Origin of the sequence: Segatella copri, assembly GCF_009494835.1 — a bacterium.
GTDB classification, from domain to species: domain Bacteria; phylum Bacteroidota; class Bacteroidia; order Bacteroidales; family Bacteroidaceae; genus Prevotella; species Prevotella copri_F.
Genome location: NZ_VZBE01000057.1, coordinates 31489 through 56092, shown reverse-complemented (window position 1 = coordinate 56092; position 24604 = coordinate 31489). Strand labels below are relative to the sequence as shown.

Genomic DNA, 24604 nt, shown 5'->3' with positions numbered 1-24604 from the left:
TTTTTCTTTTTAATTAAAGAGTTACTCCATTTTTGAAGATGGAGATTTCACGATAGCCATTATACTCGTTGCGAGCCTCCTCGCCACTTGCTACGGCTATAATCTTATCAATAAACTTGCTTACCAAGTCTTTCATTTCTACACCTTCTACCAGAGCGCCGGCGTTGAAGTCAATCCAGTTTGGCTTGTTCTTTGCCAGATTGCTGTTGGTAGAAATCTTCATTGTTGGCACGAAGGTTCCGAATGGGGTTCCGCGACCTGTGGTGAAGAGAACGAGCTGGCAACCTGCTGAAGCCAGAGCTGTGGCTGCTACAAGGTCGTTACCCGGAGCTGAAAGCAGGTTCAAACCGGTTGTCTCCAGACGGTCGCCATACTGGAGCACGCCGCTTACCGGAGCACGGCCGCACTTCTGGGTGCAACCCAAAGCCTTATCTTCGAGGGTTGAGATACCACCTGCCTTGTTACCTGGAGAAGGGTTCTCGCCAACCGGTTCACCATGGCTCAGGAAGTACTCCTTGAAGTCGTTAATCAGGTGAACGGTCTTGTCGAAGAGTTCCTTATTTTCGCAACGGTTCATCAGAATGGTTTCTGCGCCAAACATTTCCGGTACCTCTGTCAGGATGCTTGTACCGCCCTGAGCTACGAGCCAGTCGCTGAATTCACCTACCAATGGGTTGGCTGTAATTCCGCTGAAGCCGTCAGAACCGCCACACTTCAAACCTACGCGCAGTTTGCTTACCGGAACTTCCTCGCGTTTGTCTTCCTTAGCCTGGGCATAGAGGTTGCGCAGAATCTTCATGCCTTCCTCGAGTTCGTCGCCTTCAACCTTCTGTGTTACAAGAAGTTTGATGCGGTCGTGGTCATAGTCGCCGAGCATCTTCATGAAATCATCTGGCTGGTTGTTCTCGCAGCCGAGCGAGAGAACGAGCACGGCACCTGCGTTTGGATGCAGACAGATATCGCGAAGCACCTTGCGGGTATTCTCATGGTCACCCGAGAGCTGTGAGCAACCGAAGTTGTGGTGCCATGCGTGGATGGCGTCGATGCCTTCGCAGCCTGTTTCTTTCTTGAGGAGTTCTACCAGTTTCTCAGCCACGCCGTTAACGCAGCCCACGGTAGGAACTACCCATACTTCGTTTCTTACGCCTACTTCGCCATTCTTGCGAACGTAGCCCATGAAGGTGCGGTTTTCCTTAGCGATGTTCAGCTGCTCGTTAACCGGGTTGTAGGTATATTCGAGCGTACCGGCAAGATTGGTCTTGAGGTTGTTCTCGTTTACCCATTCGCCCGCCTTGAGACCGGTCTTTGCATGACCGATAGGGTAGCCATACTTCAGGATATCTGTACCCTCGGCTGCATCGTTGATGAGCACCTTGTGTCCTGCAGGTGTATCCTGCAATAATGTGATGGTCTTGCCATCTACTTCAATCGTTTCACCCTTCTTCATAGGGCGCAAGCAAACCACTACCGAGTCGGCAGGGTTAATCTTGATAAAACTTGATTGTTCCATACGTAGTCTGTTTTTTATTTATTGTTTATAATTTATAATGTTCCTGTAAGAATATTCTTCCATGCGGAAACCCTGTTCTGCCCGATAGCCTTAGAGCTGGGTTCTGCGATAGAAATCTACGTTTTCCTTCATCAGCAGCTCGATAGGCATATAGTTTACCGGCGTAACTTTCTTCTTCAGTACGATGGCCTGGAAGAGCGTGTCTACGCAGGAGTAACCCTGCATGTAGGCGTGCTGGGCGATGAGGAAGGAGATGCTTCCTTCGCGCAGACAGCGGGCGTTTTTCTCCACCATATCATAGCCCATGATCTGAACGTCGCGGCGGTTGGTCTTCAGCAGGAAATCGCCCACGATGTGCGCCTTCGAAGTCATGGTGATGCAATGGTGGATGTTCGGATGCATGGCAAAGAACTTCTCCAGCATTTTGACGAATTCAGCACGTGTGCCGCTCAACGGCAGGTCGAGCAAGGTAATCTTCACGTTAGGGAAGTGGTCGTGCATGTAATGGCGGAATCCTACCTCTCGGTTATCCTGCTGCTTGCTGACCACTCTTCCGTCTTTGGTCTGCCTCATGAGCAGGATTTCATCTTCCTTTGCTGCAAGCATCATCAGCATCTTGGCTGCGAAGAAACCGGAACAGAACGAATCCTGGCCGAAGAAAGAGAGCGGACGGAGATCGGGCATGTAGGAGTCGAGCAGGATGAATGGGATGCTTTTGTGATGCAACGCCTCGGTAAACTCGCGGGTTACATCGAGCGATGAAGGCACCACGATGACTCCTTCCGGACTGGCCTCAAGAATCTTGTTGCCTTCTTCGCGGAACGATTCCTCGCTGGAACGCTCATAGAAACGAATCTCTACATCGATATGGAAGTCACGTCGGGTATCTTCACATTTTTTTGCGCCTTCCTCTATTTCCTCCCAGTAAGCCTCCGATTCATGTTTCGGAATCAGCAGGTAGAAGGTATAGGATTTGTTGTAAGCCAGAGCGCTGGCGTACACATTAGGCTGATAATTCATTTCCTTGAGGGCTTTCTCGACCTTGTCGCGTGCAGGTTTCGACACGTTTGGACGGTCGTGCAGAACTCGGTCTACGGTTCCAACGGATACGCCAGCTCTCTCGGCAATATCCTTGATTCTGATTTTTTCGGCCATTGTTTTTTAGCATTACGGGTCTGGTTGCTTCGCGTGTACTTATTATATAAGGAGCCTCTCCTGGGGGCTACGATAGATAAAACGTCGCAGGTACTTCCTAGCTGTGCACAGACCACAATTAGTATTAAGCAATTCTGTTGTGTGCGACCACAAGTACGAATTTTGCCGCAAATATACAACAATTTTTTGAATTGTGCGAAGACACAGCAACTTTTTTGCACGAAAAACAAAAAAAAATGCGATTTTATTTCGTTATTCGAGAAATTATGGTTATTTTTGCCCTCGAAATTGAACGACAACTGATAATTGAACTTCATTTCTCAACTAAAAAGTGGAATTTTAATTTGTTACTCATAACAAACAAAATAAAAACAAAAAAATTAAAACTATCAAACATGGCAAAAATTGTAACATTGGGCGAGATCATGCTTCGTTTATCACCAGAAGGCAATGATCGTTTCATTCAGAGTGAATCACTTCGTATCATCCCTGGTGGTGGTGAGGCTAACGTAGCTGTAAGCTTGGCTAACTATGGTCACGATGCTTACTTCGTATCTAAGCTCCCTAAGCACGAGATCGGTCAGATTGCTGTCAACGGCCTCCGTCGTTACGGCGTTAACACAGAGTTCATCGCTCGTGGTGGTGACCGCGTAGGTCTCTACTATGCCGAGACTGGTGCTTCTATGCGCCCATCCAAGGTAATCTACGACCGTGCACACAGCGCAATTGCTGAGGCTGACCCATCTGATTTCGATTTCGACAAGATTATGGAGGGTGCCCAGTGGTTCCATTGGAGCGGTATTACTCCAGCTATTAGCGACAAGGCTGCTGAACTTACCAAGTTGGCTTGTGAGGCTGCTAAGCGTCACGGCGTAACAGTTTCTGTTGACCTCAACTTCCGCAAGAAGCTCTGGACTTCTGAGAAGGCTATCTCTGTTATGCGTCCTCTGATGAAGTATGTTGATGTTTGCATCGGTAATGAGGAAGATGCTCAGCTCTGCCTGGGCTTCAAGCCAGATGCTGACGTAGAGGGCGGTAAGACTGATGCTGAGGGTTACTACGGAATCTTCAAGGGCATGATGGAGGAGTTCGGCTTCAAGTATGTTGTTTCTACTCTCCGCGAATCTCTCTCTGCTACACACAACGGCTGGAAGGCTCTTATCTATGATGGTAAGGAGTTCTATCAGAGCAAGCACTATGACATCAACCCTATTATCGACCGCGTTGGTGGTGGCGACTCTTTCTCTGGTGGTCTGATCCACGGCCTTCTTACTAAGGAGACTCAGGGCGAGGCTCTTGAGTTTGCGGTAGCTGCTTCTGCTTTGAAGCATACTATCCCTGGCGACTTCAACCTGGTATCTGCTGACGAGGTAGAGAGCCTGGCTGGCGGTAACGCTAATGGTCGCGTTCAGAGATAATTTAAGTGAAGAGGGAAGAGTGAAGAAACATCGTTCGGCTACCGAAGGGAAAGCCAATTCATTTGCTCTTCCTAATTTAACATTTAACATTTAAAATTTAACATTATAATAAGGTAATGGCAAAGTTTAGCAAAATGCAGGTTATGGCAGCCATGAAAGAGACTGGTATGGTACCTGTTTTCTTCAACAAGGATGTTGAAATCTGCAAGAACGTCATCAAGGCTTGTTACGAGGGTGGCGTACGTGTTTTCGAGTTTACTAACCGTGGTGACTTCGCTCACGAGATTTTCGGAGAGTTGGTAAAGTGGGCCGACAAGGCTTGCCCTGAGATGATTTTAGGTGCAGGTACAGTTGTTGATGCCGGTACAGCTTCTCTGTATCTCCAGCTCGGCGCTAACTTCATCGTAGGTCCTAACTTCAACCCAGATATTGCTCCAGTTTGCAACCGTCGTCTGGTTCCTTATTCACCAGGTTGCGGTTCTGTAACAGAAATCAATAATGCTCAGGCTGCCGGTTGCGACGTAACCAAGGTATTCCCAGCAGGTAACGTAGGCGGTCCTTCATTCGTTAAGAACGTAATGGCACCTTTGCGTTGGAGCAACATCATGGTAACAGGTGCCGTAGAGCCAACAGAGGAGAATCTTACTCCTTGGATCAAGGCTGGCGTTCTCTGCGTAGGTATGGGCTCTAAGCTCTTCCCTAAGGAGACTGTTGCTGCTGGCGACTGGGCTGCCATCACAGCCAAGTGTCAGGAGGCTCTCGGTTACATCGCGAAGGCTCGCGCTTAATTTAGACTATTTTTCATCGAGATGCAGATTTCAGCATCCTTTTTTTCCATGTCGCCATCATCAATTCTGGTGGTGGCGGCTTTTTTTCTTTCAGCTTGTTCTCCTGCGAATAAGGCAAGGGTAGATGAGCTGAACGAGCAATCCTATGCTTATCATTATAGCAATCTCGATTCTACTAAAGTGCTGGCTGAGAGAGCTTTGAAGCTCTCAGAAGATTATCCCTCAGGCCGTGCCGAAGCCTATAACAACCTTGCCTTCGTCTGTATAGCCAAGATGGATTACAAGGGAGCCAAGGGATGGCTGAGGAAAGTTGAAAAGGAGAGCGATAATCAGATAGAACTCGCCATTGCCGATGTTCAGAACATGCGACTCTGCCAGAGAGAATCGCACAATAAAGATTTTTATGCTTATCGCGAAAAAGCGATGAGGCGTTTGCGCAGAATTCGCGAAGAGGTGAATTCCATGCCCCCGAGGGAAAGCAAACGTGTGATTTATGCGAAATCTGAATTCTATATTGTGGCCGCCACCTATTTTTATTATGTGGGCTTAGACGAGCCGATGCTTCAGGAGCTTAACCGTCTGGACCCAGATGAGCTGGAACAGGATTCGGCACAATACCTCAACTATCTTTATAATATAGGTTCGGGCGGAGCTATCGTCAAGGAAACCGAAAACGAAATCAATCAGGCGGAATTCGACCGGCTGATCAGCTGCTACATGTTGGCTAGCGACCCTGCCCATCCTTATCCTTACTGGCAGGCTAACGCCCTGCAGTCTATTAGCGAGCACCTCAGAAAAGGAGAGGTGAGCGATTTCCTCATACGCAACAACCTGCCTGCCTTCCAGTATCTCAACATCGAGCAGATGCCAAACAATCTGCTGGCAGGCAACTTTGCCCAGCGTGCCCTCAACCTCTTTTCGAGCTACGGAGATGTTTATCAGACTGCCGGAGCCAATCGTACGCTGGCAGAATGTTTCTGGGATATCCATGATTATTCTTCGTCGCTCGACTGCCTGAATCATGCCCTGAACGACAACAAGGCCATCGAGCAGGCACCCGACCTCGTAGCGTCGATACGTGAAAGACTCTGCCTGGTTTATTCGGCTATAGATGATAAGCAGCAGAGCGATTACAACCGCAATATCTATCTGGATTTGCAGGACCGTTCGCGACAGGACCGCCAGCTGGAGGCACGTGCCGCAGCACTCGACGAGAACGCCCAGCAGCTCAACCTGATGATTGCTGCCGTGGTGGCGATGATTGTGCTCGTGGTGGTTCTGCTCTACGTTTTCGACCACATGAAGCGCAAGAAGATGAAGAACCAGTCGATGGATGAACTGCTTGCACCTTTGCGTGAGTGGAGCGAGAATAACACTAAGAAAATCAACGAATTAAAAGATAAGCAGGAGGAGGTTCACGATGAGCTGAACGTAACCCGACTGCATATAGAAGAAAACAAGAAACGCAATCTGGAACAAAGGGCTAAGATTTCGCTCGTAAACAGCATTACGCCTTTCATCGACCGCATGATTCACGAGGTAAACCGACTCTCCGAAGGGGGCGAAAGCGATGAGGTGCGGCAGGAACGTTACCAGTATATCGCCGAACTCACGGATAAGATTAACCAATATAACAACGTGCTTACGGAGTGGATTCAGATGCGCCAGGGCTCACTCAGCCTGCGTATCGAAAGTTTCCCGCTCCAGCAGCTTTTCGATATTGTAAGCAAGGGAAAGATGAGCTTCCAGATGCAGGGCGTGAAACTCGATGTAGAACCTACCGATGCCGTGGTCAAGGCCGACCGCATCCTTACGCTCTTCATGATCAATACCATAGCCGATAATGCCCGCAAGTTTACACCCGAAGGCGGAAAGGTAACCATTAGCGCCAAGGTTTCTGACTTCGTGGAAATCAGCATCTCAGATACCGGAAAGGGTATGGACGAGGAGCAGCTGGCGCATGTCTTCGACCGGACCTATACGGGCGGTCACGGCTTCGGACTGCTCAACTGCAAGGGCATCATAGAGAAATATAAGAAGGTGAGTTCGCTCTTTGCCGGCTGCCAGATTAAGGCAGAAAGCCAGTTGGGCGAGGGGAGCCGCTTCAGTTTCCGTCTGCCTAAGGGCATCGCCCGCCGAACCCATCAGCTGCTGGGCATCATCATCATGCTCTTCGTGCTGCTGTCGGCTTCGGTCCAGCCTTGTGAGGCTAAGAAGACCAACGACATCCGCCAGCGCCACAATCATCACAAGACGAACGTAGATGCCAATCTCCAGCGTGCCGACGATTTTGCAGATAGCGCCTACTTCAGCAATATCAACGGCACCTACCAGCGCACCCTGGCCTTTGCCGATTCTTCGCGCCATTATCTCAACGCGTTCTATCTGTCGAAATATCCCGACGGCAAGTATCTCATGGTGGCTCATCCGGATGTGGGAATGGCGGCAGAACTCTCCTGGATGCGCTCCGGGCTGCCAACCAATTATCACGTCATCCTGGACCTGAGAAACGAGTGTGCCGTGGCTGCCCTGGCGTTGCACCAATGGTCGCTCTACCAGAGCAACAACAAGGTTTATACCCAGCTGTTCCGCGAGATAAGTGCCGATAATACGCTCGATAATTACGTGCACACGATGCAGCAGAGCGAGAACTCGAAGACCGTGGCCGTGGTGCTGCTCATCCTGTTGCTGCTGCAGTTGCCGCTGGCTTATTATCTGCTCTATTACCGCCACGTGCTGAGCTACCGGTTTGCCATGATTGAGCAGACCAAGGCAAAGCGTACCGACGAGGCTGAGCAGGAATCCCTGAAACTGGAGCTGATGACCGATGAGCTGCATAGGGCTGAATATGAGAATGATAAGCTTCATATCTCCAATTCCGTGCTCGACAACTGTCTGTCTACGCTCAAGCACGAAACGATGTATTATCCGTCGCGCATCCGCCAGCTCATCGATTCGCAGCCCAATGATGTAGATTCGCTCAAGGAACTGGTAGCTTATTATAAATCGCTCTATTCTCTGCTCAGCGCCCAGGCGATGGAGCAGGTAGAAGGCAACATCAAGGCAGATGATTTCCTGAACCGCTATCTTGTTTCTCTGATGCGCAGCAATTCCAAGAATTACCATACCGGAGTGGCTGAGATTCCGGGTTCTGCCTACGTGAGATATTGGATTGACCAGCAGGATGTGGCCTATGATGCTGCGCTCCACGCCCAGCTCTTCACCCCTCTGACGGGCGATTTGCGCTATCTCCTGTGCCGGCAGATTGTGAGGGAACTGGGAGAGATTACCAATCTGCGCGGCTGCGGCATCAAGGCTTGCCAGGGCGATAAGGGTTGCCTCAGGATAGAGGCCGTGCTGCCGGCACGCATCAAATGGAAAATTTTAAAATCATAAGAAAATAAAAATATCAGAAAATGGAAAATTTTAAAGTCATCATAGTAGAAGACGTGCCCCTGGAACTGAAGGGCACAGAGGGTATCTTCAAGAATGATATTCCAGAGGCTGAAATCATTGGTACTGCCGAGAGCGAAATAGCCTATTGGAAACTCATCAAGCAGCAGTTGCCTGATCTGGTTCTGCTTGACCTCGGACTGGGCGGTTCCACCACGGTAGGCGTAGAAATCTGCCGCCAGACCAAGGAGCAGTATCCTGACGTGAAGGTGCTCATCTTTACAGGAGAAATTCTGAACGAAAAACTCTGGGTAGATGTGCTCGATGCGGGCTGCGACGGCATCATTCTGAAGAGTGGCGAACTCCTTACGCGTGGCGATGTGGCGAGCTGCATGGGAGGTAAGAAACTGGTGTTCAACCAGCCTATCCTTCAGAAGATAGTAGACCGTTTCAAGCGGAGCGTAAACAGCCAGCTGATGCGTCAGGAGGCTCTGGTGAATTATGAGATTGATGAGTATGACGAGCGTTTCCTGCGCCATCTTGCGCTGGGTTACACCAAGGAGCAGATTACCAACCTGCGCGGAATGCCTTTCGGCGTAAAGAGTCTGGAGAAGCGACAGGCAGAACTGGTTCAGAAACTCTTCCCTGACGGCAACCACGGCATGGGCATCAACGCCACCCGCCTGGTGGTAAAAGCCTGCGAGCTCCGCATCCTCGATATCGACCATCTGCAGGCAGATGAAGAATAACTCGTTTCAATAAGTGCTTTTTAAAGAATGTATAAGAAAGTATTGGCCTATCTGGCATTATCGTTGGGAATAGCCGAAGTAGTGGTGATTCTGGTTTCGTGGCTGCTTACAGCTGCGATGCCCGAGTCGTTCACCCATTCGCTTACCAGCCCCGAGGGCATCCGCTGGTTTACGGGCCATTTTGTAGACCATCTCACCTCAGTATGGCTCGTATGGCTGGTGCTCATCAGCATCACCATCGGGGTGGTAAAGCAGAGTAGGGTGCTCCATTTCGACCATACCCAGTATCGCCAGCGCACGGCCTTGCGCCTGATGCTCATCGAGTTGTGCATCTCTGCAGGTATCATGCTGGCGCTCACACTCTTGCCCCATGCCATTCTGCTGAATGCCGTTGGAACCCTCTTTCCGGGTCCGTTCACGCATAGTCTCATTCCGTACATCTGTTTCTCGGTCATGGTGATGAGCATGAGTTACGGCATCATGAGCGAGAGCATCAAGGGCATCAGTCAGGTTTATGATGCGATGAATCAAGGCATCCGCCTCCTGTCGCCCTGCTTTCTTTTCTACATTCTCGTGATGCAGCTCTATACATCCATCCTCTATGTAATGGAGTAAAATAAAAGCCCCCGATGCTCGTTTCCTAGCATCAGGGGCTCTTTTCTTATTGTGGTAAAATCAGGGATTCCTGTTCGGTTTTTCGGGGAGTTCGCTTACTCCAAACCGTCTCCTTCATTACCGCCGGTGGTTCCGCCGCCTTCGGTATTTCCGCCGCCCGGGGTGTTATCCGAACCGCCACCACCACCTGGGGTGTTGTCAGGGTCTTCCACATCGCCCTTATCGTCGGAGGTAACGTTCTTCACCACCTTTCCGTTGCGGTCGTAACAGGTAATCTGGATGGAGGTTTCCTGCAGCTCGCGCTTGATGTCAACGCTTGGGGTGAAGATTACACGGCGGTTGGTAATCAGACTGGTAGCCACTTCGCCTACGGTAGGCACACTCTTGGCTCTTACGCCGAATCGCATGGTTCCCAATCCTGGAACGGCTACGGAATGGCCTTCGGTACACCACGCCTTGATAACCTCGCCTGCTGCATCCCAGCAAACCTGCATCACGCCCACGCTAACGCCGCTTCTGATAGCAGCCTCCTTGATAACCTTGCTCTCTGAGAGCTTGTTGTAAAGTTCGGTACCGAGGATGAATCTGTACTGACCCTTCATTTCGCCTACTTGGATAAGGGTCTCCTTTGCTTTCAAATTAATTGCCATAATCTTTTGAATTTTAAATTGTTATAAACTATCAACTCTAAAACTACCTGATGGTGATGGTTGGCACGTAGTAGGTAGAATCTACTTTGGTGGAGATGTTGTTCTCCTGATGTTGCCGCTGGTTCTTTCCGATTACGAGTCCTGCCGTGCAGGAGCTGGATAGGAAGGTGACGATGGCTGAGCAAATCGCCACGATGAGATACCGGATGAATGCCTTCATGTTCTGGTTCATGATTTTTTTCTGCCCCCTGTTAAGTTTCGCTTTTTCCTCTTTCCTCAGATTTCTCTTAGAAGAAGTACTTTGCGAAACGACTCGTTTCGAGGCTTGGAGTCTTGGTTTCATTTTCTTTTTTATTTTCCCAATTAGGGAAATATTTTTCTCCAACTGGGCAAGTGATTTTGCGCGCTTTCTGAATCACGATGCAAAGATACGAAATCCCGATTTATCAGGTGTGCGATAGCGTGCGATACCATGCGATATCGGAACATTTTCTGAATAAACACTCAACATTCAACATTCAACATTAAAAAAGCCTCCGTTCCCAGCGATTCTATCGCTGGTCCGTCACCCGCCAAGTCACCACTCACCATTAAAAACTATCCCGGTTCCCCGAGGTTATCGATAATAGCCTTTACCTGCTTGGGCGTGAACGACTTGCAAGTCTTTTCATACCCCATCTCCTGCAATTCATCCCAGAGCGGTTGGCAACGGCGAATCCAACTCATGAGATGATTTACGGCTGTGCGTGGCATACTCTCAGGAAAGTACATCAGTCCCAGTTCCTTCTTTGTATACGAACGGTTTATAAAATCTTCCATAATCTTAATTTTTTAATCATTTGTTTATCGGCTCCTTGCTCCCGGAAGTTGCAGCAACCCCTAAAAGATAGTATTCGCTGAAATCCTTGCAGCCCGGTGGCAACTGGTGGTGAACCAGCTGGGGGAGCATCTCCCTGAGTTGCATGAAGAGGCTTTCGCCCGGCACATCCTGATCGGGAAACATGTGGAATTCCACCTGATACAGTCTTCCGATATCCGTCAGCAGCTGCTTATCCTCGGGTTTGAGAAGCGTGGCAGAAGGGATGGCAATCGCCTTATGTCCGGCAGAAAGCATCGCCCAGCAATCGCTACATCCCTCCGTAATAAACAGCCTATCGCCCGGTTTCAGTCTCTTCACAACCGGCAGATTATAGATGCTGCATCTTGCGCCGTAAGGGAACCGGAAGCGGGGAGCATCCTGCTCCTTTTCTTCGCCCGGCCTTTTTTCTTCAGAAGAAACATTCTCCTCAGAAGAACCACCTCCCGATGAAGATTTTTTCTTCGTGTAATCCAGGTTCCTGTTCTGGATTCCTATAAGCCGCCCATCGGTATCGAAGTAAGGAATCTGCAACCAGTTGATGCCCTTCTTATCCGTCCATGAAGTCAGTCGGCACCAGTTCACCACTCTCCAGTCAATCTTCCTCTCCTCGAAGAGAAATCTCCGAGCTGCCTGGTTGAGCCAGGGATGTTCGAAGAACCTAACATACCTGCTTGCATCGAAGGAAGATTTCCCCGAATTATCACCCGAAGAAGAATCACCGGATGAAGAGCCTGAGGAAGAATCCTCCTCCAGCTGAATCTGATGTTCCCCAGCGAGCCATCGGCAAGCCGACGGGAAATCCTTCCCCAGGTATCGCATCACCAGGTCGATGGTGCCGATGGAACTCCTCATGCAGACATAGCATCTGCAGCTGTTCTTGGTCTTGCTGAACGTAAGGCTGGCGTGGTGGTCGTCATGGAAGGGGCAGAGCGCCTTATGGTGCTCTACCTTCATCCCCATCTCTTTCGCAACCTTCTCTATCGGAAGTTCGCGCAGTTTCTGTATCTCATATTTCTCCATTCATTTTTCTTTTTATAGAATTATGTTTATTTCTTCTCCTTCGCCTCCGGCGTGCCCGTAAGATACTCCTGCGTCTTCGTGTAAAGCCCCGTCTGGCTGCAATAGGTGATGAACTTGCGATGCACCCACTTGTAAAGTTGGTTTTTCGTGCCCTCCTTTGTCTTTCCTTGCGAAATGCGGAGTGCTTCAAGCTGCGCCTCGTTAAATGGATTAGGCAGATTATCGAGCAGATTCTTCGGCCCTCTTCTCTGAGCCTCGCTCACCGAGTCAGCATCCTGGTTCAGCAAATCTGAGAAAAGCTGCGCCTTGCTCCAAAGATCGTGATACACCAGCCACTCCACCAGCTCGCCCATCGACTTCGTCCAAGTCTGGTTATTCAGCACCCAGAGCAGGCAACCCGCCTTCCACGCAGATACGATGGAACGCTTCGAAATGTCCCAAAATACATCGTCGTCTGTCAGGTCGGCAAGTGTAGCCATATCCTGAGCTAGCTGGTCAGTAAGTTTATTCAGCGGCTTGATGATGAACCTGCCCTTGCAGATGCTTAGCTTCACAATATACTCATCCAGCTTCTTATAGAATGCCTCATCATATTTTCCCTGTCTCGGAATTCTGCCGTCACGTCCCATTCTCGCCTTATACGAGAACACCATTCGCCCGAATGTACCATTGAAGAGCTCGTTCTTATAGAACTTGCGGGTTGCATACGGAGTGGAGGAGATGGTGAGGTTGGCACGAAGCACCGGATTACCGGTCACGCCATCGGCTGTAGCTCTTAATGCTCCCGATCGCTGGCGGTCGTAGATATTGCGCAGCATCTGCGAAATCTGCTTGTGCCCGCCGCACATCCTGTCGGCCATCTCCACCTCGGGCAGATTGAGGTATTGTGTTCTGTTACCCAACTTCTCGCATCCCATGGCGTTCAGAATAAAGGCCGCATTGGTTACATCAGCAGGTGGAAACCAGAAACTCACGTCGGGTCTTATAGGCTTTTCCTTGTTTGCCGACTTGGATTTTATCTGTTTCTGCCACTCCACGAGTTTCTCCAATTCCTTTTCATCGTGTTCTCGGAAGTTTCGGCAGATGGCTTCCACTAAGTTTCCCAATTGTCCTTTATTGCAGCCAGAATCGGCAACGAGATTGGCCATCATGCCACATGATTCCTTCCAACTGAGGTCGGGATACTGAAATTCCGTGCCGCTGACCTGCGCTCCAAGAATAGGAAAGAGCATCGGAACAAGGGGTTCGTGCATGTCTTTTGATACCTGAGAGAGCAAAAGTTGCACACATTCCGTTCCTTTTCCCAGCTTTGGCATCTTCGGAGCGGTACTTTTTGTAATGTCGTACTTTAAATTTGTCTTCTTCATTTTTCATTAATGTTTTGATAATGAGCCTTTTAGGGAAAATGAGGGCTTCTAGAATCTTCCAATTCCAGTTCTTCCAATTAATTTTTCGAGGATTCCATTTCCTTATATTATATATATAACTATCTATATATTAAGTAGTTATAGAATTTATAAAAAGGGAATTTGTCTTAAAACACCCTTTTTGGAATATTGGAAGAACTGGAATATTGGAAGATTTTAGTTGAGCCTGTTACCGGCACCCCCGAAGTCCCCATTTCCTCTAGAAAGCCTCGACTCCGTTTATCTGTCATCACTCTTGCCGCTAATGATACGCAGCTCGTTGGCGGCACCCTGGCAGAAATCCTGGAAGGTGAATCGCTCTGAGAACTGCGGGCGGTTGAAGGTAGGGTAGAGCGTACCGTCTTTCTTCCGGTTTACGTTGATGTACTTTCCTTCATACACGTGCGGATTTCTCTGCACCACCTTCTGCAGTTTCTTCTCCTGGTCATTCTGCACAAAGGTGAAGTGGTCTTCTCCATCGTGCGTAATAGCTCCATCCAGATACTCGCCAACGGCCATGCGCCCTGGCTCCTTAGTCATCAACTTGAGGTCGATACCCAATTCTGTGTTTGGGTAGAATCCCTTTCCGGCCTTACCTGAACTTTCGTTCATATTGTCATTTAATACTATATTCATTTTTACTTGAGTATTAAATAAGCCTCTCTGGTACGATGACGTTCGAAGAGGTTTCCCAGTCATCTTTTCTAGTACCATCATTCCCCATTTTGTGATTTGCAACTCGCCTGATGGGTAGTCATCTTGTTATCAGATGACGGGTGCAAAGATAGGAAAAAAAGGAAATGCTCATGGCCGAAAAAATCTTCTTTCGCCAGGCTGAGGAATGAAAAGGAATGAAAAGGAATGGAAAAGGAAAGAATCAAGGAAAATAAGGGGAATGAACTCTGATGAATTTGTGTTTTTCAGTTTTTATAGGAGAAAACATCGTTTTTCCGCTCAGATTTTCTATCTTATCGAGGAAAATGAGCGGAAAAACGGGGAAATTGTGCGGAAAATCGGGAGATTTTGGCGGAAATACTTGGAATATAATCGGCTCCAACAAGGAAGATGAAAGGTTATAGTTTCATAGCATTGTTTATTGCCTTGTTCCAATTGTCTTTCTTGGTCTTATACAATTCATGTTCGTGAAGTATCTCCCACAGAGGACCTTTGAAAGATTTATCATAGTCAGAAATCTTTTTTTCATGAATGTATTTTGCTGTAATCTTGGCTATTGTAGAATCAGAACTGGTGGCTTTTACCTCTTTTATATAGGCAATGATATGAGCCAGTTGGTCTTCGCCTGTATAGAAAAATGGTTTCAAGTCTTGGATGAGTTTTCTGTTCATACCCTCATACTTAATGGTATCTTCAATCAGTTGCGACAACCATTTGTCGGGGTTATCTATATAGCCCAGTATGTAGATTTTGATTTCTTCGTGCTGATGTTCTGGAAGTTTTGAATTAATATCTTCGAGAATCTGACGATAATTTATATCATGTGATTTAAGATTCCCAGTCAGACGATGTGCCCAATGGTCGTAGTCGTCTTTTTTGTCATAACATAGGAAAAGCAGATAGGCTACCCATGTTATACTTACACTCGTGGCTATTTTTGCATCGGCATTATTTGCGCTAGAGTCGTATTCACGTAGGCGACAGAAAAGATTGTCGAAAGCATTCTCAAAGTCATAATCTACAGAGTGCTCCCTGATATCGTCTATCATATTTACTACTTCTACGAAAAATTCGATGGTTGAGAACCGCATGGTATTCATGCGGCTCTCATATTGCTTACAACTCTTCTCAATCACTTTTAAGATGATATGATCCCTGAACGAATTACTTACGAGGTCTTGAGAGTTTTTTAGGAGGCGTTGTTGCATCTGTAGTTCTCTTTATGTCATTTATACTATTCTTGAGCCATTCTTCTAGAGTGGATACATCTTCGGTTTCACTTATAGAAGAACCTATCTGGAAATTCTCTATAGCTCTCTCTGGGAGAAAGTACATAGGCACTACTTCTTCGTTGAGGCATATGATACCGCTTTTGCTCAACTTTACTTTTATCTCACACTCATTGTTTTCTATAAACTGATTGATATAGAACACTTTATCTATAGTATTTCTTATGCTCTGGTCGCTAGCATTTTTATCGTATTTGTATCCGGCAAACACCTCTTTTGCATCATTCTCCATGCCATCTTCTATAAAGCCATTGATATTGCTGTTGCGGGTATAATCTGAATGATTAGTGTTTTCTTTATCACGTTTAGCCGTCAGGCAAACCTGGATTACATAGTCGTTGTTTTCTCTGCATTTTCTTTTTACAACATCCCATGCTTTTGCTTGCATATATATTTCTTCAAAGTTGACCATATAGCCAAGATGCTTGATCATACGATCGAAGTTCTGCTTTAAAATCTTGGTTATCTTGTCTATTTTTCCATAGAACGCACCTGCTTTTTTCTCAATGGCTACATAATGCAATCCTGGCTGATTGATAAAGATGATTAGGCAATGGGGAAATGATTGTTCTATAGTTTCAGCATAGTCATCAACAGCGTTGGTTGTGGTACCTGTAGGCAAGGTTCTTTTCAGATCTTTGTCATCGTTGAGTCTAAACACGATAATATCTTTGCATACGGCAAAGGTATCATTCCGCAAACTGACGTCAGCCTTACCTTTTTTCATATACATGGTTAACTTCTCTCCGACATGAAATAGGTTACCAAAATGTGTGCTGATTTTTTCTTCAGCTACTCTCTTTTCAGGTATAGTATCAGGATCTTCCTGGAAGCTATATCTATAAAAAACAAATTTCTGTTGCTTCATTTTTGTTATTATTTTATAGTTAGCAAGGGTAAACGATGCTTTACAGATACAAAAGTAATAAAAACATCTTAATTAACAAAATATTATTGTAAAATAATAAGGAATGGATATAAAAAAGAGAGAGATTTTGTTTTTATTTGGTGAAAAATAAAAAAAACATTTTATTTCTTGTCAGTTTCTTCGTATTTTTTACGTCTGGTTTAGCCTAAGTCGCATCCTGATTCCCCCTCTCGCCCCCGTTCCAAGCGATTCCATCGCTTGTCCCTTATCCCTTCTCCCTCCACCCAGCCTCCTCTCCAAGCGCCTCCATTTTCCCTATCTCCATTCCGCAATCCTTTCCGCCATCTCATTCAGTTCCAGGCATTGTTCCCTGGTAATAGTCTTCTTCTCCATATGGTAATTCCAGGGGCTAATCTGAAGCAGCAGCCCCTCAGAGCAGGCATAAAAACTCTCCCCGCAAGGCTTATACAACCTTGGGAACCCGTTCTCCCTCAAGAGTACAATACGGTACCCCCGGTTCATAGCCTCGCGCAAAACCTCCTTCTCCTTAGTCGAGATAGCAGCACTCACCAGCACGCCACCACGTTCTCCGCAAGCCAGCCATTCCTCGCGCAAGCGCCTCAAATCCTCCTCAGAATACCGGCGATGTACAACGACCGCCACCTTATCAGGAATATCGAGCAAGAAACAGTTGCCCACCATCTGGCATCTGCGACCCGCCACCTCTTTATTCTGCATCACGGTAAAAAGCCCCGGGTTCATCCTCTTCACCATCAGTCTTCTCGGGTTATCATCCAAGTATTTCTTCCATCCCTCCAGTTGTCTCTCATGTAGCAGAACCTTGTCATTATACCCCAATTCAAAGAGCCCCTTCCTTGGTGCCCTATTCATCCCATAAATCCTCCAGTAAGCCTTGTTGCATCCCATCTTAAACCCCTTTATCACCATTCCCAGCGACCCCATCTCTTTCTCTCTTTTCGCCGTCATCCCAATCGAGCCCGCCTCATTCTCTCCAATTTGAGCCTGGTTAGCCCCTCCAGCCGAAGCCAAGTTAGCCCCTTCTGTTTGAGCCTGGTTAGCCCCTTTAGTTTGAGCTAAGTTAGCTCCTTTGGTCAAAGCCGAAGCCTGTCCCCCTCGAGCCTCCGTTCCAAGCGATTCCATCGCTTGTCCCCCTCTCAAGTCCTCCTTCACCCTCACAATCAGGTGAATATGATCAGGCATGATGCAAACCCTCCAAACCTCCACCTGAGGGTAATATTTATGAATCTTCGGAATCTCTTCCTTCGCGATGGCAATCCCCAGTTCAGAAAGCATCACTTTCGGCGCATCACTATCCCCAGGACGGGCATCCACCCGTCCCCACAGTTTCCCCAGCAGAGGCATGCGTCCCTCCACCACAAGCGTCAGCATATAAGTACCCCTTCCATGGTAATCATGCCATGGGCTTCTGCGTTTCATGGAGTGCTGGGTTTCATGCACCCTCAATCCTCTAGCTATAGCTTCATCTCTATCCATAATAAAATAAGTAAAAAGTAAATAATTAAAGCTCCCGCCCCCCCCCGTTTCTCCTGCAAGCCCGCCCCTTCAGCAAAGAAGCAAAGAAGGGAGCAGTCCCCCTCTCACCCCCATTCCAAGCGATTCCATCGCTTGTCCCTCATCGCTTGTCCTTCATCGCCAATCTTCACCATTCATCCCTGCCTTCTCTCTTCACTATCTCCTTCACCCGTTCCTCTATTTTCCTCCAAGGTTGCCCCAGGTTTACCGTCCTCACAAAGATGCGATGCCCCGTCTCCTTATACCTATAAGAAAAGTCGAAATCCTCATCCACGGTAGGGTAGACCAAAGCTCCGCAAGCATTCATAGTATGCGGCTTGCTCCGGTCTTCCTGGTTCATCACGTAAGAAAGAATCTGCGAGAGATGATCCTTGCGAACCTTCTCCCTGCCGCCAAACTTCGAAACCAGCGCCTCGCGGTAAAACTTGGCATCAAGAATAAGCTTCTCCTGCGTATTCGGATTAAAAAGCGTCACGTCGGTTTCCATCATCGGTAGAGCCTCGCCAGCCTCCTTAAACATCATCCCGAAAGGTGAAAGCTGGAAATCAATATATTCCCGATGCACCTCAGGATACTCATCCCGGCAATTCTGCTTGCAGAAATTCATGAGGAATCGCTCAAAGATGCAGTTCATCCGGAAATCATCCTCCGTGAAATCCAAAAACTCCAGTCTGCCATCCTTATCCTTGCAGGGAAGGGTAGAGTCCCAAATCAACCGGCAGATATTAAGAACCAGCTTATAAAACCCGCTAAGCCTATGCTGAAGAAGCCGCCCCAGTAAACCTTCTGTAACCCGAATCTCCTCAATATGAGGAAATTTTGCCAAAGTCTTTCGCAACCTGGCTCTGATATCCTCATCAATTCCCTCTATCCTCATCAGTCTTTTCAAGGTAGAAAAGATAACCCGGTTGATGACTACATCCTGCGTAAGCTCATCTACCTGGCAGATGGTTCTGCCGTTCAGATGCTTACCGCTTTTCAAAGTCTCAGCAAGATTCAGCTTGCCACGAACGCCCTCCACTTCCTGCTCCTCAAACCGATACGCTCTCAAAAGTCCTTGGCGCAAAAGCCTATCGCAGGCGTTGAGCAAAACAGTTGACAATAGGTTCTCCAGCGAATGGCATTTCTCGCCATCCACCTTTACCTTGTCAAGCTGGTCGCTTACGCCCCAGGCATAACAGAGCAGATAATACAGATTTTCAATTGGAATTTTCTGTTGCATTTCAGAACTTCAGTTTGTTGCAGATTAACTCATATTTATCCTCATCATCAAAGCAGATTTCACGAAGATACGGAAACAATTCATACTCACAGATATCGTTCCACCAGACAGAAAAATCTTCACAACCCTCTGCCTGACAGAAATAACTGTGCCCGATTTCCAGCCCTCGGTCGATGGTAGAAATCACCTTGTTGGCAGATTTTACCTTGCTCACTACCAGCTCCGCATTCTTCTGACTGATGCCTTTTTCTTCCAAAAAATTGATGAAGGCTTCGTTGAATTCCGGCTTGATAGGGCAGAAGCGGAACCGGCGCCGCAGGGCGTAATCTACGATGGCTAGCGAGCGGTCGGCCGTGTTCATGCAGCCTATCAAATAAACATTCTCGGGTACAAAGAAACGCTCATCATCCTCGTTGCTGTAGGTCAGCTTAATGGCGTATTGCTTCTTGCGTTTGTCGGCCTCTATCAGCATCATCAGCTCACCCAGAATCTTGCTGATGTTTCCTCGGTTTATCTCGTCGATGATGAAGACAAACTGCTGGTCGGGCGAACGTCTTGCCTTGCTGCAGAAGTCAAAGAAAATGCCATTCCTCCGTTCAAAGCCGCCCTCCTCAGAAGGACGGATGCCCTGCACGAAATCCTCATAGCTGTAGGATTGATGAAACTGCACCATCTCGATATTCTCATCCTTCACAAAGCCAATCAGCTGATAGGCTATCTTTCTAGCCAGAAAGGTTTTGCCCACACCAGGTGCTCCCTCTAGGATGATGTTCTTCTTTGCCTTCAGCAAGGAAACAATCTTCTTGAATTGGCTGGCGCCGATGAATGGCTTATCTGGGTCTTTATCAAACTCGTAAACAGGTTTGCCTTTCAGACCTTCGCAGAAGTTCAGAAATTCGATGTATTTTCTTACGTGGCATCTCAGGCTTGTCATTTGGTGCCTCTTGCCGTAGTCCAGTTCTTCGTCTATTCTGCTTGTCAGGAGTTTGCTCACTTCTGTGGCATCCTCTGCTTTCTTGATTTCCAATACCGAGTTTACCCCGCAAGCCTCTTTCGCTACCTTGCAGATAACCTTGTTTGAGCCTACGCTGGCATAGCCACCGGGCTTGGTTTTGTCTATTTTCAGAAATTCCAGAAAGGCTTCCTTTACCTGTTCCTGGCTTTTCCCTTCTAATTTAAAAATATTCTTGTCTGCCATATTTATTGTCTTATTTATAAGTTGTTTTGTAATTATATTTTTAGTTGGATCTAAGAAGATCTAAATCCCATGGGTATCGATCTAAGAAGATCTAATTGATTTGTTCATTTCGATAGGAACTTCTATCTTTGCAACGTGTTTGATAATTATATTGTAGAATTTAACAACGAAAATTATGGAAAAACAATGGATTTCAACTATTGAGCTGCTTAACTATCTGAAGGAACATCCTAATAAGGAGAAAGAATGCAGACTCAGTTTGGGCTATGGTCTAGGTTCCACCCATTATTGGTATTGGGACCCCGAGACAAACATGTTCATGCACTCCCGCGACTGGGATTTTGAGCCTTATACCGCAAGTCAAGTGGTTAAATGGTACGGGGAAGGCAAATGGAAGATTGAACAATGAATCATCCCGTAACCATGGCGTTGCTTCTTGTTGGGGAGCTTCGCAAGCGGGATTTATTGGAAGACGTAATTCTAGCAAATGACATTGGTAATCTTCGGGTTTGCACGCATTGCGGGAAGTTGATGAATGAGGGATGGACGTGTGTAGATTCTCCTTATTGTTCGGATAAGTGCTTGCTGGCTGATAATCCAGACCTTGATTTGGATAATCTGGCAAAAATGACAGAACAGGAACTGGATGCGTCTGAAATTTTCTGGACAGCATGGGAAGGCTGATAGTCTTCTCGAATTCTATTAGAGTGGGGGTGAACAAAAAGTTCATCCCCTTATTTGTTTTTTCTGCCATAAATCCTGATTTTACATTGCCCTTTCTCTTTATTCTACCTCCTCGCACATCGCCATCTCTGCGCCACGATAAATAACAACGAGCTGATGAAGCTTCGTTCTCTTTACTGATTCGCGCACGATGTCGCTATCGGCGTAGCGCCTTACCTGAGCAGAGGCTTCCTCGAAGAGATGGTTCAACTGCTCATCGCTGGTGCCCGGCTTACAATATTTCAGCTCCACGATGTAGGAATCTTCCATGTCCTTATAAATGTCGCAGAGGGGTAGGAGGAATATGTCGGCATAACCGCCATCGTTGTCCAGTTCCGAGATTGGACGGTAGAACTTGCATTGGCTCGTCATCGCCAGGGTGAAACCATGAACGTAGGCCTCGCCCTTCTGCTTGTCGCGCTGGGAAGAGAAGCGCTTCAGGCAATCGGCTATGTAGGCGAAGTAGGGCTTGAATGCGCCTTCGTAGGCAAGCTTGCTCTCCAGTTGGGTCTTGTCGTATTGCTCAAATGTGAGGTCATTCTCCTTATAGGTATCCAGCAGATAGGTGTACATCTGGTCTCGTACCACCTCGTTGGGAACCACAAAGCGGGTGTTGCCCTGGTAGGTGCCGCCTATCGTTACCATGCCGAAATAGAAGAGCAGACTCAGAAAATTGTCCGGGTCGTTGATGCGCTCGGCGGGGAAATTCTCCATCAGGGTTCCCGTGGTGAATCCCTTGGTTACAATATCCTGTATGATGCAGGCATCGTGGGCAAACTCCTTATCGTGGCGGATGAGCATGCGGATCTTGTCGTAATCGATGCGGATGTTGGTTTCCAACATGCTATCAGGAATATCATAATCGTTGCGAATGTAATTGTCCACAAAATTGAGCACCATCACGGAGTTGTACATGGTTGTCTTGCCATATCTTCTGATGCTGAAACAATAATTATCATACCATGGTTTCATCACTTCTATAAGCTCATCCACGCTATGGCGGAATGGCAGCACGCTAGAGTAATAAGCCAGCATTTCACGTACTTCATCCTCGGTAAATCCTACCATCTCGTTGAACTCAGGAGATAGGGAATAGTTGGTTCCAATGTTGAAACCGCTGGTCAGATCATCCATGGTTACGGGGCTTACTCCTGTAACGAAGACTCTACCCAACGAATCTCCTGCAGCTCCCTTGATTGTGTCGAAGAAATGGCGCAAATATCCCTCGCCGTGAGTCTGCTCGCGGTATCGGGTTTCATGCTCTTTGTGGGCAAGAATCTGATTGGTAAAATGATCGTACTCATCGATGAAGAGATAAATCTTCAAGCCTGTTTCTGCACATTTGTCGCATAGAAATCCCAATTGGGCAACGGCATCTTCCTTCTGGTTCATCTCTTCCTTTATGCCCGGTGGCAACAGGTGGGCGTATCTGCTGCAGAAGGAATTGAACTTGTTGTTGCAATGGGCATCAAGTCCCTTTTTATAATTATCCAATCCTGCTGAAATCATGGCAAAATTCAGATGCAGGATAAGATAACTGTTGCGTTCGGGGGTAGGATTTTCTCCGATGTAAAGTTTCCCGAAGAGGCTTTCGAACTGATCTTTCTTATTGATGTCGTAATAGTTTTCGAGCATGGAGATTGTAAGGCTCTTTCCGAAACGGCGAGGGCGTATGAAGAAGAAATATTTGTTTGATTCTTCTATATTCTCAATGAAAGGAGTCTTGTCAACAAAGTAGCAATCTTCCTTGATAACATCCTCGAAATTCTGCATTCCATAAGGGATGCGCTTGCGATAGATTCGCTTTTGTCTTTCTATTTTTGCCATAATCGAAACCAACTTTTTGTTTTATGCCGCAAAGTTAAGATTATTATTTGGAATAAGCAAAGTTTTTTGAGCATTTTTCTTGGTGGTTTATCAAAAATGTGTTATTTAGCGCAGGAAAACTGAAGGAACCTGAATGACATGTGTAACAGACGTGTTTTGACCTCCTTTTTTTACTTTCCTCTTTTTAATTCTAACCGGTATTATGGTAAATAGGCGTTATGAGAAAAAGAGGTGAAATTCGGAACCTGAAAATGGAAACGGTTCACCCCTTTCTGAGTATATCTTTTTTGAGTAACTCTTTTCTGAGCATTTCTTTCTGATCTTTTCTTTTTATTCTGAGATGAATCCTGATTTCAATATTATGAAAGCTTGGGGTTCATCTCAGAACAGAATCCTACATCATGCCCGTAAGACGCTGGATGGCGATGACTGCCTGATTGTATTCATTAATCGCATCGGCATGCTTCATCAGAACATCGATGGTTTCCTCGATGACATTCACATATTCTACATACGAAATTTCGCCATTTTCATATTCTATCGCACTCAACTTCGAAATTTGCGCAGAATGAGCCTGATTGTTCTGCTCGTAATATTTCAGACGGTTGGATGCTGCCTGGAGACGCTTCGTACAAAGACGGAAATCGCGCTCTTTTTCTGTCTGCTCCTGGCGCATTTCGATTTCAGCCAATTCGCGGTCTTTCTGGGCTGCCTTTACTTTTGCCTTCGTAGAACCGTAAAATAAAGGGATGCCTACGCCAATCTCGAAACCGAAGAAATTGCCCTCGGCAAATCTCGAACGGTCTATGTTGTATGGATTCCAACTGGAAATGACACATTGGGTGCGCAAAGATAAGGATAAACTTGGAGCAAAACCTGATTTGGCTGCCTTGATTTCCTTATCGAGAGCGATGAGCTTGTCCTGCTGGTAAATGCCGTCGGCAGACTGCTGATAATTATAGGAATTGAGATTCTGGGCTGCGATGGCCGAGAGATTCTCTTCTGCCGGTTTTATGGGCTCCTGCGTGTTGAGCTGCGTCATGAGGTCGATTTGCAGGCGCTCGATTTCGCTCTTTACATCTGCCATTTCCAGACGGTTTTCGTTGCATTTGCGGTCGGCTGAGAGATATTCCAGCTGGCGGCTCTCTCCTGCCTTGTAACGCATTTCTGCAATCTGGCTGTAACGCTCTAATACTGAGTCGATTCGCTCCAATATCTGGAGTCTGTGAGTCTGATAAAGCATCTGATAATAGGTGTTGGCGATTTCAGCCTTCAGTTGCTGGCTAACCACGTTCAGGCGACTCTTTTCTGCCTGGGTTTCAGCCTTCAGCTGGTTGCGGCGTGAGGCGTAGACGGTAGGAAAATCGAGGCTCTGGGTAAAGGTAAAGCCGTTGTCCGATTCGCCACCCGTAGCAGGGTTTTGAGAGAAAGCAACCCCGGTTTTATCCAGTTCCCAAGCCGTGCCTTGCATCACCTGCGCACGCTCTACCGACTTCTTTCCTGCCTGCATCTGAAGGTTCTGCCTGGCAGCCAAATCGAAACATTCCTGCAGGGTAACTTTCCTGCCCGCAATATGAGCATCAAAATGCTGGGCTCCGACTGTGGCTGGCAGCAGGAGCAGGATGGCGGCAAAGCAAGCCACCACCCTATTCTTTGTTATCTTTATTCTGTTCATTATTTTCATA

The 24604-nt window shown here is 47.2% G+C and carries 22 protein-coding genes; 7 read left to right on the top strand and 15 right to left on the bottom strand.

The genetic code is table 11. From position 1 onward, the window contains the following. Positions 1-13: 13 nt before the first annotated feature. On the bottom strand, positions 14-1510 hold the full coding sequence (locus F7D47_RS08865) for a UxaA family hydrolase (RefSeq protein WP_153085917.1): 1497 nt from the start codon (positions 1508-1510) through the stop codon (positions 14-16). Positions 1511-1600: 90 nt separating this feature from the next. Beyond that, the gene (locus tag F7D47_RS08860; protein WP_153085916.1) at positions 1601-2665 is read right to left on the bottom strand and encodes a LacI family DNA-binding transcriptional regulator; all 1065 of its coding nucleotides are present in this window, start codon (positions 2663-2665) and stop codon (positions 1601-1603) included. A 395-nt stretch (positions 2666-3060) separates the two neighbouring features. On the opposite strand from F7D47_RS08860, the gene F7D47_RS08855 reads away from it, so the two are divergent. From F7D47_RS08855 to F7D47_RS08835, 5 genes are all read left to right on the top strand, one after another. Next, positions 3061-4083 (top strand): sugar kinase, encoded by a 1023-nt coding sequence (locus tag F7D47_RS08855; protein WP_118085816.1) that lies wholly within the window; start codon positions 3061-3063, stop codon positions 4081-4083. 116 nt (positions 4084-4199) lie between these two features. After that, positions 4200-4871 (top strand): bifunctional 4-hydroxy-2-oxoglutarate aldolase/2-dehydro-3-deoxy-phosphogluconate aldolase, encoded by a 672-nt coding sequence (locus F7D47_RS08850; protein ID WP_006846600.1) that lies wholly within the window; start codon positions 4200-4202, stop codon positions 4869-4871. A gap of 21 nt (positions 4872-4892) precedes the next feature. Continuing rightward, positions 4893-8267 carry a sensor histidine kinase gene (locus F7D47_RS08845; protein WP_228113411.1) on the top strand — a complete coding sequence of 1125 codons (3375 nt, stop codon included), beginning with the start codon at positions 4893-4895 and terminating at the stop codon, positions 8265-8267. Positions 8268-8287: 20 nt separating this feature from the next. Next, positions 8288-9013, top strand: a complete 726-nt coding sequence (locus tag F7D47_RS08840) for a DUF5932 domain-containing protein (RefSeq protein WP_006846602.1) — start codon at positions 8288-8290, stop codon at positions 9011-9013. A 27-nt stretch (positions 9014-9040) separates the two neighbouring features. Further along, the gene (locus F7D47_RS08835) at positions 9041-9628 is read left to right on the top strand and encodes an AbgT family transporter (RefSeq protein WP_006846603.1); all 588 of its coding nucleotides are present in this window, start codon (positions 9041-9043) and stop codon (positions 9626-9628) included. 95 nt (positions 9629-9723) lie between these two features. Here the strand turns inward: F7D47_RS08835 and F7D47_RS08830 are convergent, their stop codons facing one another. The 11 genes from F7D47_RS08830 to F7D47_RS08780 all read right to left on the bottom strand — a co-directional run bounded on the left by F7D47_RS08830 (position 9724) and on the right by F7D47_RS08780 (position 20369). After that, positions 9724-10278, bottom strand: a complete 555-nt coding sequence (locus F7D47_RS08830; RefSeq protein WP_006847179.1) for a hypothetical protein — start codon at positions 10276-10278, stop codon at positions 9724-9726. 43 nt (positions 10279-10321) lie between these two features. Next, positions 10322-10510, bottom strand: a complete 189-nt coding sequence (locus F7D47_RS08825; protein WP_040552569.1) for a hypothetical protein — start codon at positions 10508-10510, stop codon at positions 10322-10324. A gap of 365 nt (positions 10511-10875) precedes the next feature. Then, the gene (locus F7D47_RS08820) at positions 10876-11097 is read right to left on the bottom strand and encodes a DUF4248 domain-containing protein (RefSeq protein ID WP_118190624.1); all 222 of its coding nucleotides are present in this window, start codon (positions 11095-11097) and stop codon (positions 10876-10878) included. A gap of 16 nt (positions 11098-11113) precedes the next feature. Next, positions 11114-12157 carry a CHC2 zinc finger domain-containing protein gene (locus F7D47_RS08815; RefSeq protein ID WP_153085914.1) on the bottom strand — a complete coding sequence of 348 codons (1044 nt, stop codon included), beginning with the start codon at positions 12155-12157 and terminating at the stop codon, positions 11114-11116. Between the two features lie 26 nt (positions 12158-12183). Continuing rightward, positions 12184-13524, bottom strand: a complete 1341-nt coding sequence (locus tag F7D47_RS08810) for a hypothetical protein (RefSeq protein ID WP_228113410.1) — start codon at positions 13522-13524, stop codon at positions 12184-12186. Between the two features lie 279 nt (positions 13525-13803). Then, the gene (locus tag F7D47_RS08805; protein ID WP_228113212.1) at positions 13804-14199 is read right to left on the bottom strand and encodes a hypothetical protein; all 396 of its coding nucleotides are present in this window, start codon (positions 14197-14199) and stop codon (positions 13804-13806) included. Between the two features lie 437 nt (positions 14200-14636). Then, positions 14637-15374: a hypothetical protein gene (locus F7D47_RS08800; protein WP_153095751.1), complete on the bottom strand. Its 738-nt coding sequence runs from the start codon at positions 15372-15374 to the stop codon at positions 14637-14639. 28 nt (positions 15375-15402) lie between these two features. After that, positions 15403-16395 carry a hypothetical protein gene (locus F7D47_RS08795; protein WP_006847187.1) on the bottom strand — a complete coding sequence of 331 codons (993 nt, stop codon included), beginning with the start codon at positions 16393-16395 and terminating at the stop codon, positions 15403-15405. Between the two features lie 315 nt (positions 16396-16710). After that, positions 16711-17286 (bottom strand): hypothetical protein, encoded by a 576-nt coding sequence (locus tag F7D47_RS08790; protein WP_153085912.1) that lies wholly within the window; start codon positions 17284-17286, stop codon positions 16711-16713. 790 nt (positions 17287-18076) lie between these two features. Further along, complete coding sequence (locus F7D47_RS08785) at positions 18077-19171, bottom strand: 5-methylcytosine restriction system specificity protein McrC (protein WP_153085911.1); 1095 nt, start codon at positions 19169-19171, stop codon at positions 18077-18079. Between the two features lies 1 nt (position 19172). After that, entirely contained in the window at positions 19173-20369 is a 1197-nt protein-coding gene (locus F7D47_RS08780) for an AAA family ATPase (RefSeq protein WP_153085910.1), read from the bottom strand. 175 nt (positions 20370-20544) lie between these two features. On the opposite strand from F7D47_RS08780, the gene F7D47_RS08775 reads away from it, so the two are divergent. Both F7D47_RS08775 and F7D47_RS08770 read left to right on the top strand, forming a co-directional pair. After that, complete coding sequence (locus tag F7D47_RS08775; protein ID WP_119229135.1) at positions 20545-20778, top strand: hypothetical protein; 234 nt, start codon at positions 20545-20547, stop codon at positions 20776-20778. Further along, positions 20775-21053, top strand: a complete 279-nt coding sequence (locus F7D47_RS08770) for a hypothetical protein (RefSeq protein WP_153085909.1) — start codon at positions 20775-20777, stop codon at positions 21051-21053. Before F7D47_RS08775 ends, F7D47_RS08770 begins: the two co-directional genes overlap by 4 nt. 99 nt (positions 21054-21152) lie before the next feature. On the opposite strand, the gene F7D47_RS08765 is transcribed toward F7D47_RS08770, so the two are convergent. Together F7D47_RS08765 and F7D47_RS08760 are read right to left on the bottom strand one after the other, a co-directional pair. Beyond that, positions 21153-22919 (bottom strand): ATP-binding protein, encoded by a 1767-nt coding sequence (locus tag F7D47_RS08765; protein ID WP_153085908.1) that lies wholly within the window; start codon positions 22917-22919, stop codon positions 21153-21155. Positions 22920-23313: 394 nt separating this feature from the next. Continuing rightward, positions 23314-24594, bottom strand: coding sequence for a TolC family protein (locus F7D47_RS08760; protein WP_194252630.1), 1281 nt, complete (start codon positions 24592-24594; stop codon positions 23314-23316). Positions 24595-24604: the final 10 nt, after the last annotated feature.

What these genes read in the sequence shown, in the direction of transcription:
- F7D47_RS08815 (WP_153085914.1), bottom strand. Translation starts at nt 12,157, where the DNA reads ATGGAGAAATATGAGATACAGAAACTGCGCGAACTTCCGATAGAGAAG.
- F7D47_RS08790 (WP_153085912.1), bottom strand. Translation starts at nt 17,286, where the DNA reads ATGAATAGGGCACCAAGGAAGGGGCTCTTTGAATTGGGGTATAATGAC.
- F7D47_RS08865 (WP_153085917.1), bottom strand. Translation starts at nt 1,510, where the DNA reads ATGGAACAATCAAGTTTTATCAAGATTAACCCTGCCGACTCGGTAGTG.
- F7D47_RS08830 (WP_006847179.1), bottom strand. Translation starts at nt 10,278, where the DNA reads ATGGCAATTAATTTGAAAGCAAAGGAGACCCTTATCCAAGTAGGCGAA.
- F7D47_RS08860 (WP_153085916.1), bottom strand. Translation starts at nt 2,665, where the DNA reads ATGGCCGAAAAAATCAGAATCAAGGATATTGCCGAGAGAGCTGGCGTA.
- F7D47_RS08795 (WP_006847187.1), bottom strand. Translation starts at nt 16,395, where the DNA reads ATGAAGCAACAGAAATTTGTTTTTTATAGATATAGCTTCCAGGAAGAT.
- F7D47_RS08835 (WP_006846603.1), top strand. Translation starts at nt 9,041, where the DNA reads ATGTATAAGAAAGTATTGGCCTATCTGGCATTATCGTTGGGAATAGCC.
- F7D47_RS08760 (WP_194252630.1), bottom strand. Translation starts at nt 24,594, where the DNA reads ATGAACAGAATAAAGATAACAAAGAATAGGGTGGTGGCTTGCTTTGCC.
- F7D47_RS08855 (WP_118085816.1), top strand. Translation starts at nt 3,061, where the DNA reads ATGGCAAAAATTGTAACATTGGGCGAGATCATGCTTCGTTTATCACCA.
- F7D47_RS08820 (WP_118190624.1), bottom strand. Translation starts at nt 11,097, where the DNA reads ATGGAAGATTTTATAAACCGTTCGTATACAAAGAAGGAACTGGGACTG.
- F7D47_RS08850 (WP_006846600.1), top strand. Translation starts at nt 4,200, where the DNA reads ATGGCAAAGTTTAGCAAAATGCAGGTTATGGCAGCCATGAAAGAGACT.
- F7D47_RS08845 (WP_228113411.1), top strand. Translation starts at nt 4,893, where the DNA reads ATGCAGATTTCAGCATCCTTTTTTTCCATGTCGCCATCATCAATTCTG.
- F7D47_RS08780 (WP_153085910.1), bottom strand. Translation starts at nt 20,369, where the DNA reads ATGGCAGACAAGAATATTTTTAAATTAGAAGGGAAAAGCCAGGAACAG.
- F7D47_RS08825 (WP_040552569.1), bottom strand. Translation starts at nt 10,510, where the DNA reads ATGAACCAGAACATGAAGGCATTCATCCGGTATCTCATCGTGGCGATT.
- F7D47_RS08770 (WP_153085909.1), top strand. Translation starts at nt 20,775, where the DNA reads ATGAATCATCCCGTAACCATGGCGTTGCTTCTTGTTGGGGAGCTTCGC.
- F7D47_RS08810 (WP_228113410.1), bottom strand. Translation starts at nt 13,524, where the DNA reads ATGAAGAAGACAAATTTAAAGTACGACATTACAAAAAGTACCGCTCCG.
- F7D47_RS08840 (WP_006846602.1), top strand. Translation starts at nt 8,288, where the DNA reads ATGGAAAATTTTAAAGTCATCATAGTAGAAGACGTGCCCCTGGAACTG.
- F7D47_RS08775 (WP_119229135.1), top strand. Translation starts at nt 20,545, where the DNA reads ATGGAAAAACAATGGATTTCAACTATTGAGCTGCTTAACTATCTGAAG.
- F7D47_RS08785 (WP_153085911.1), bottom strand. Translation starts at nt 19,171, where the DNA reads ATGCAACAGAAAATTCCAATTGAAAATCTGTATTATCTGCTCTGTTAT.
- F7D47_RS08805 (WP_228113212.1), bottom strand. Translation starts at nt 14,199, where the DNA reads ATGAATATAGTATTAAATGACAATATGAACGAAAGTTCAGGTAAGGCC.
- F7D47_RS08765 (WP_153085908.1), bottom strand. Translation starts at nt 22,919, where the DNA reads ATGGCAAAAATAGAAAGACAAAAGCGAATCTATCGCAAGCGCATCCCT.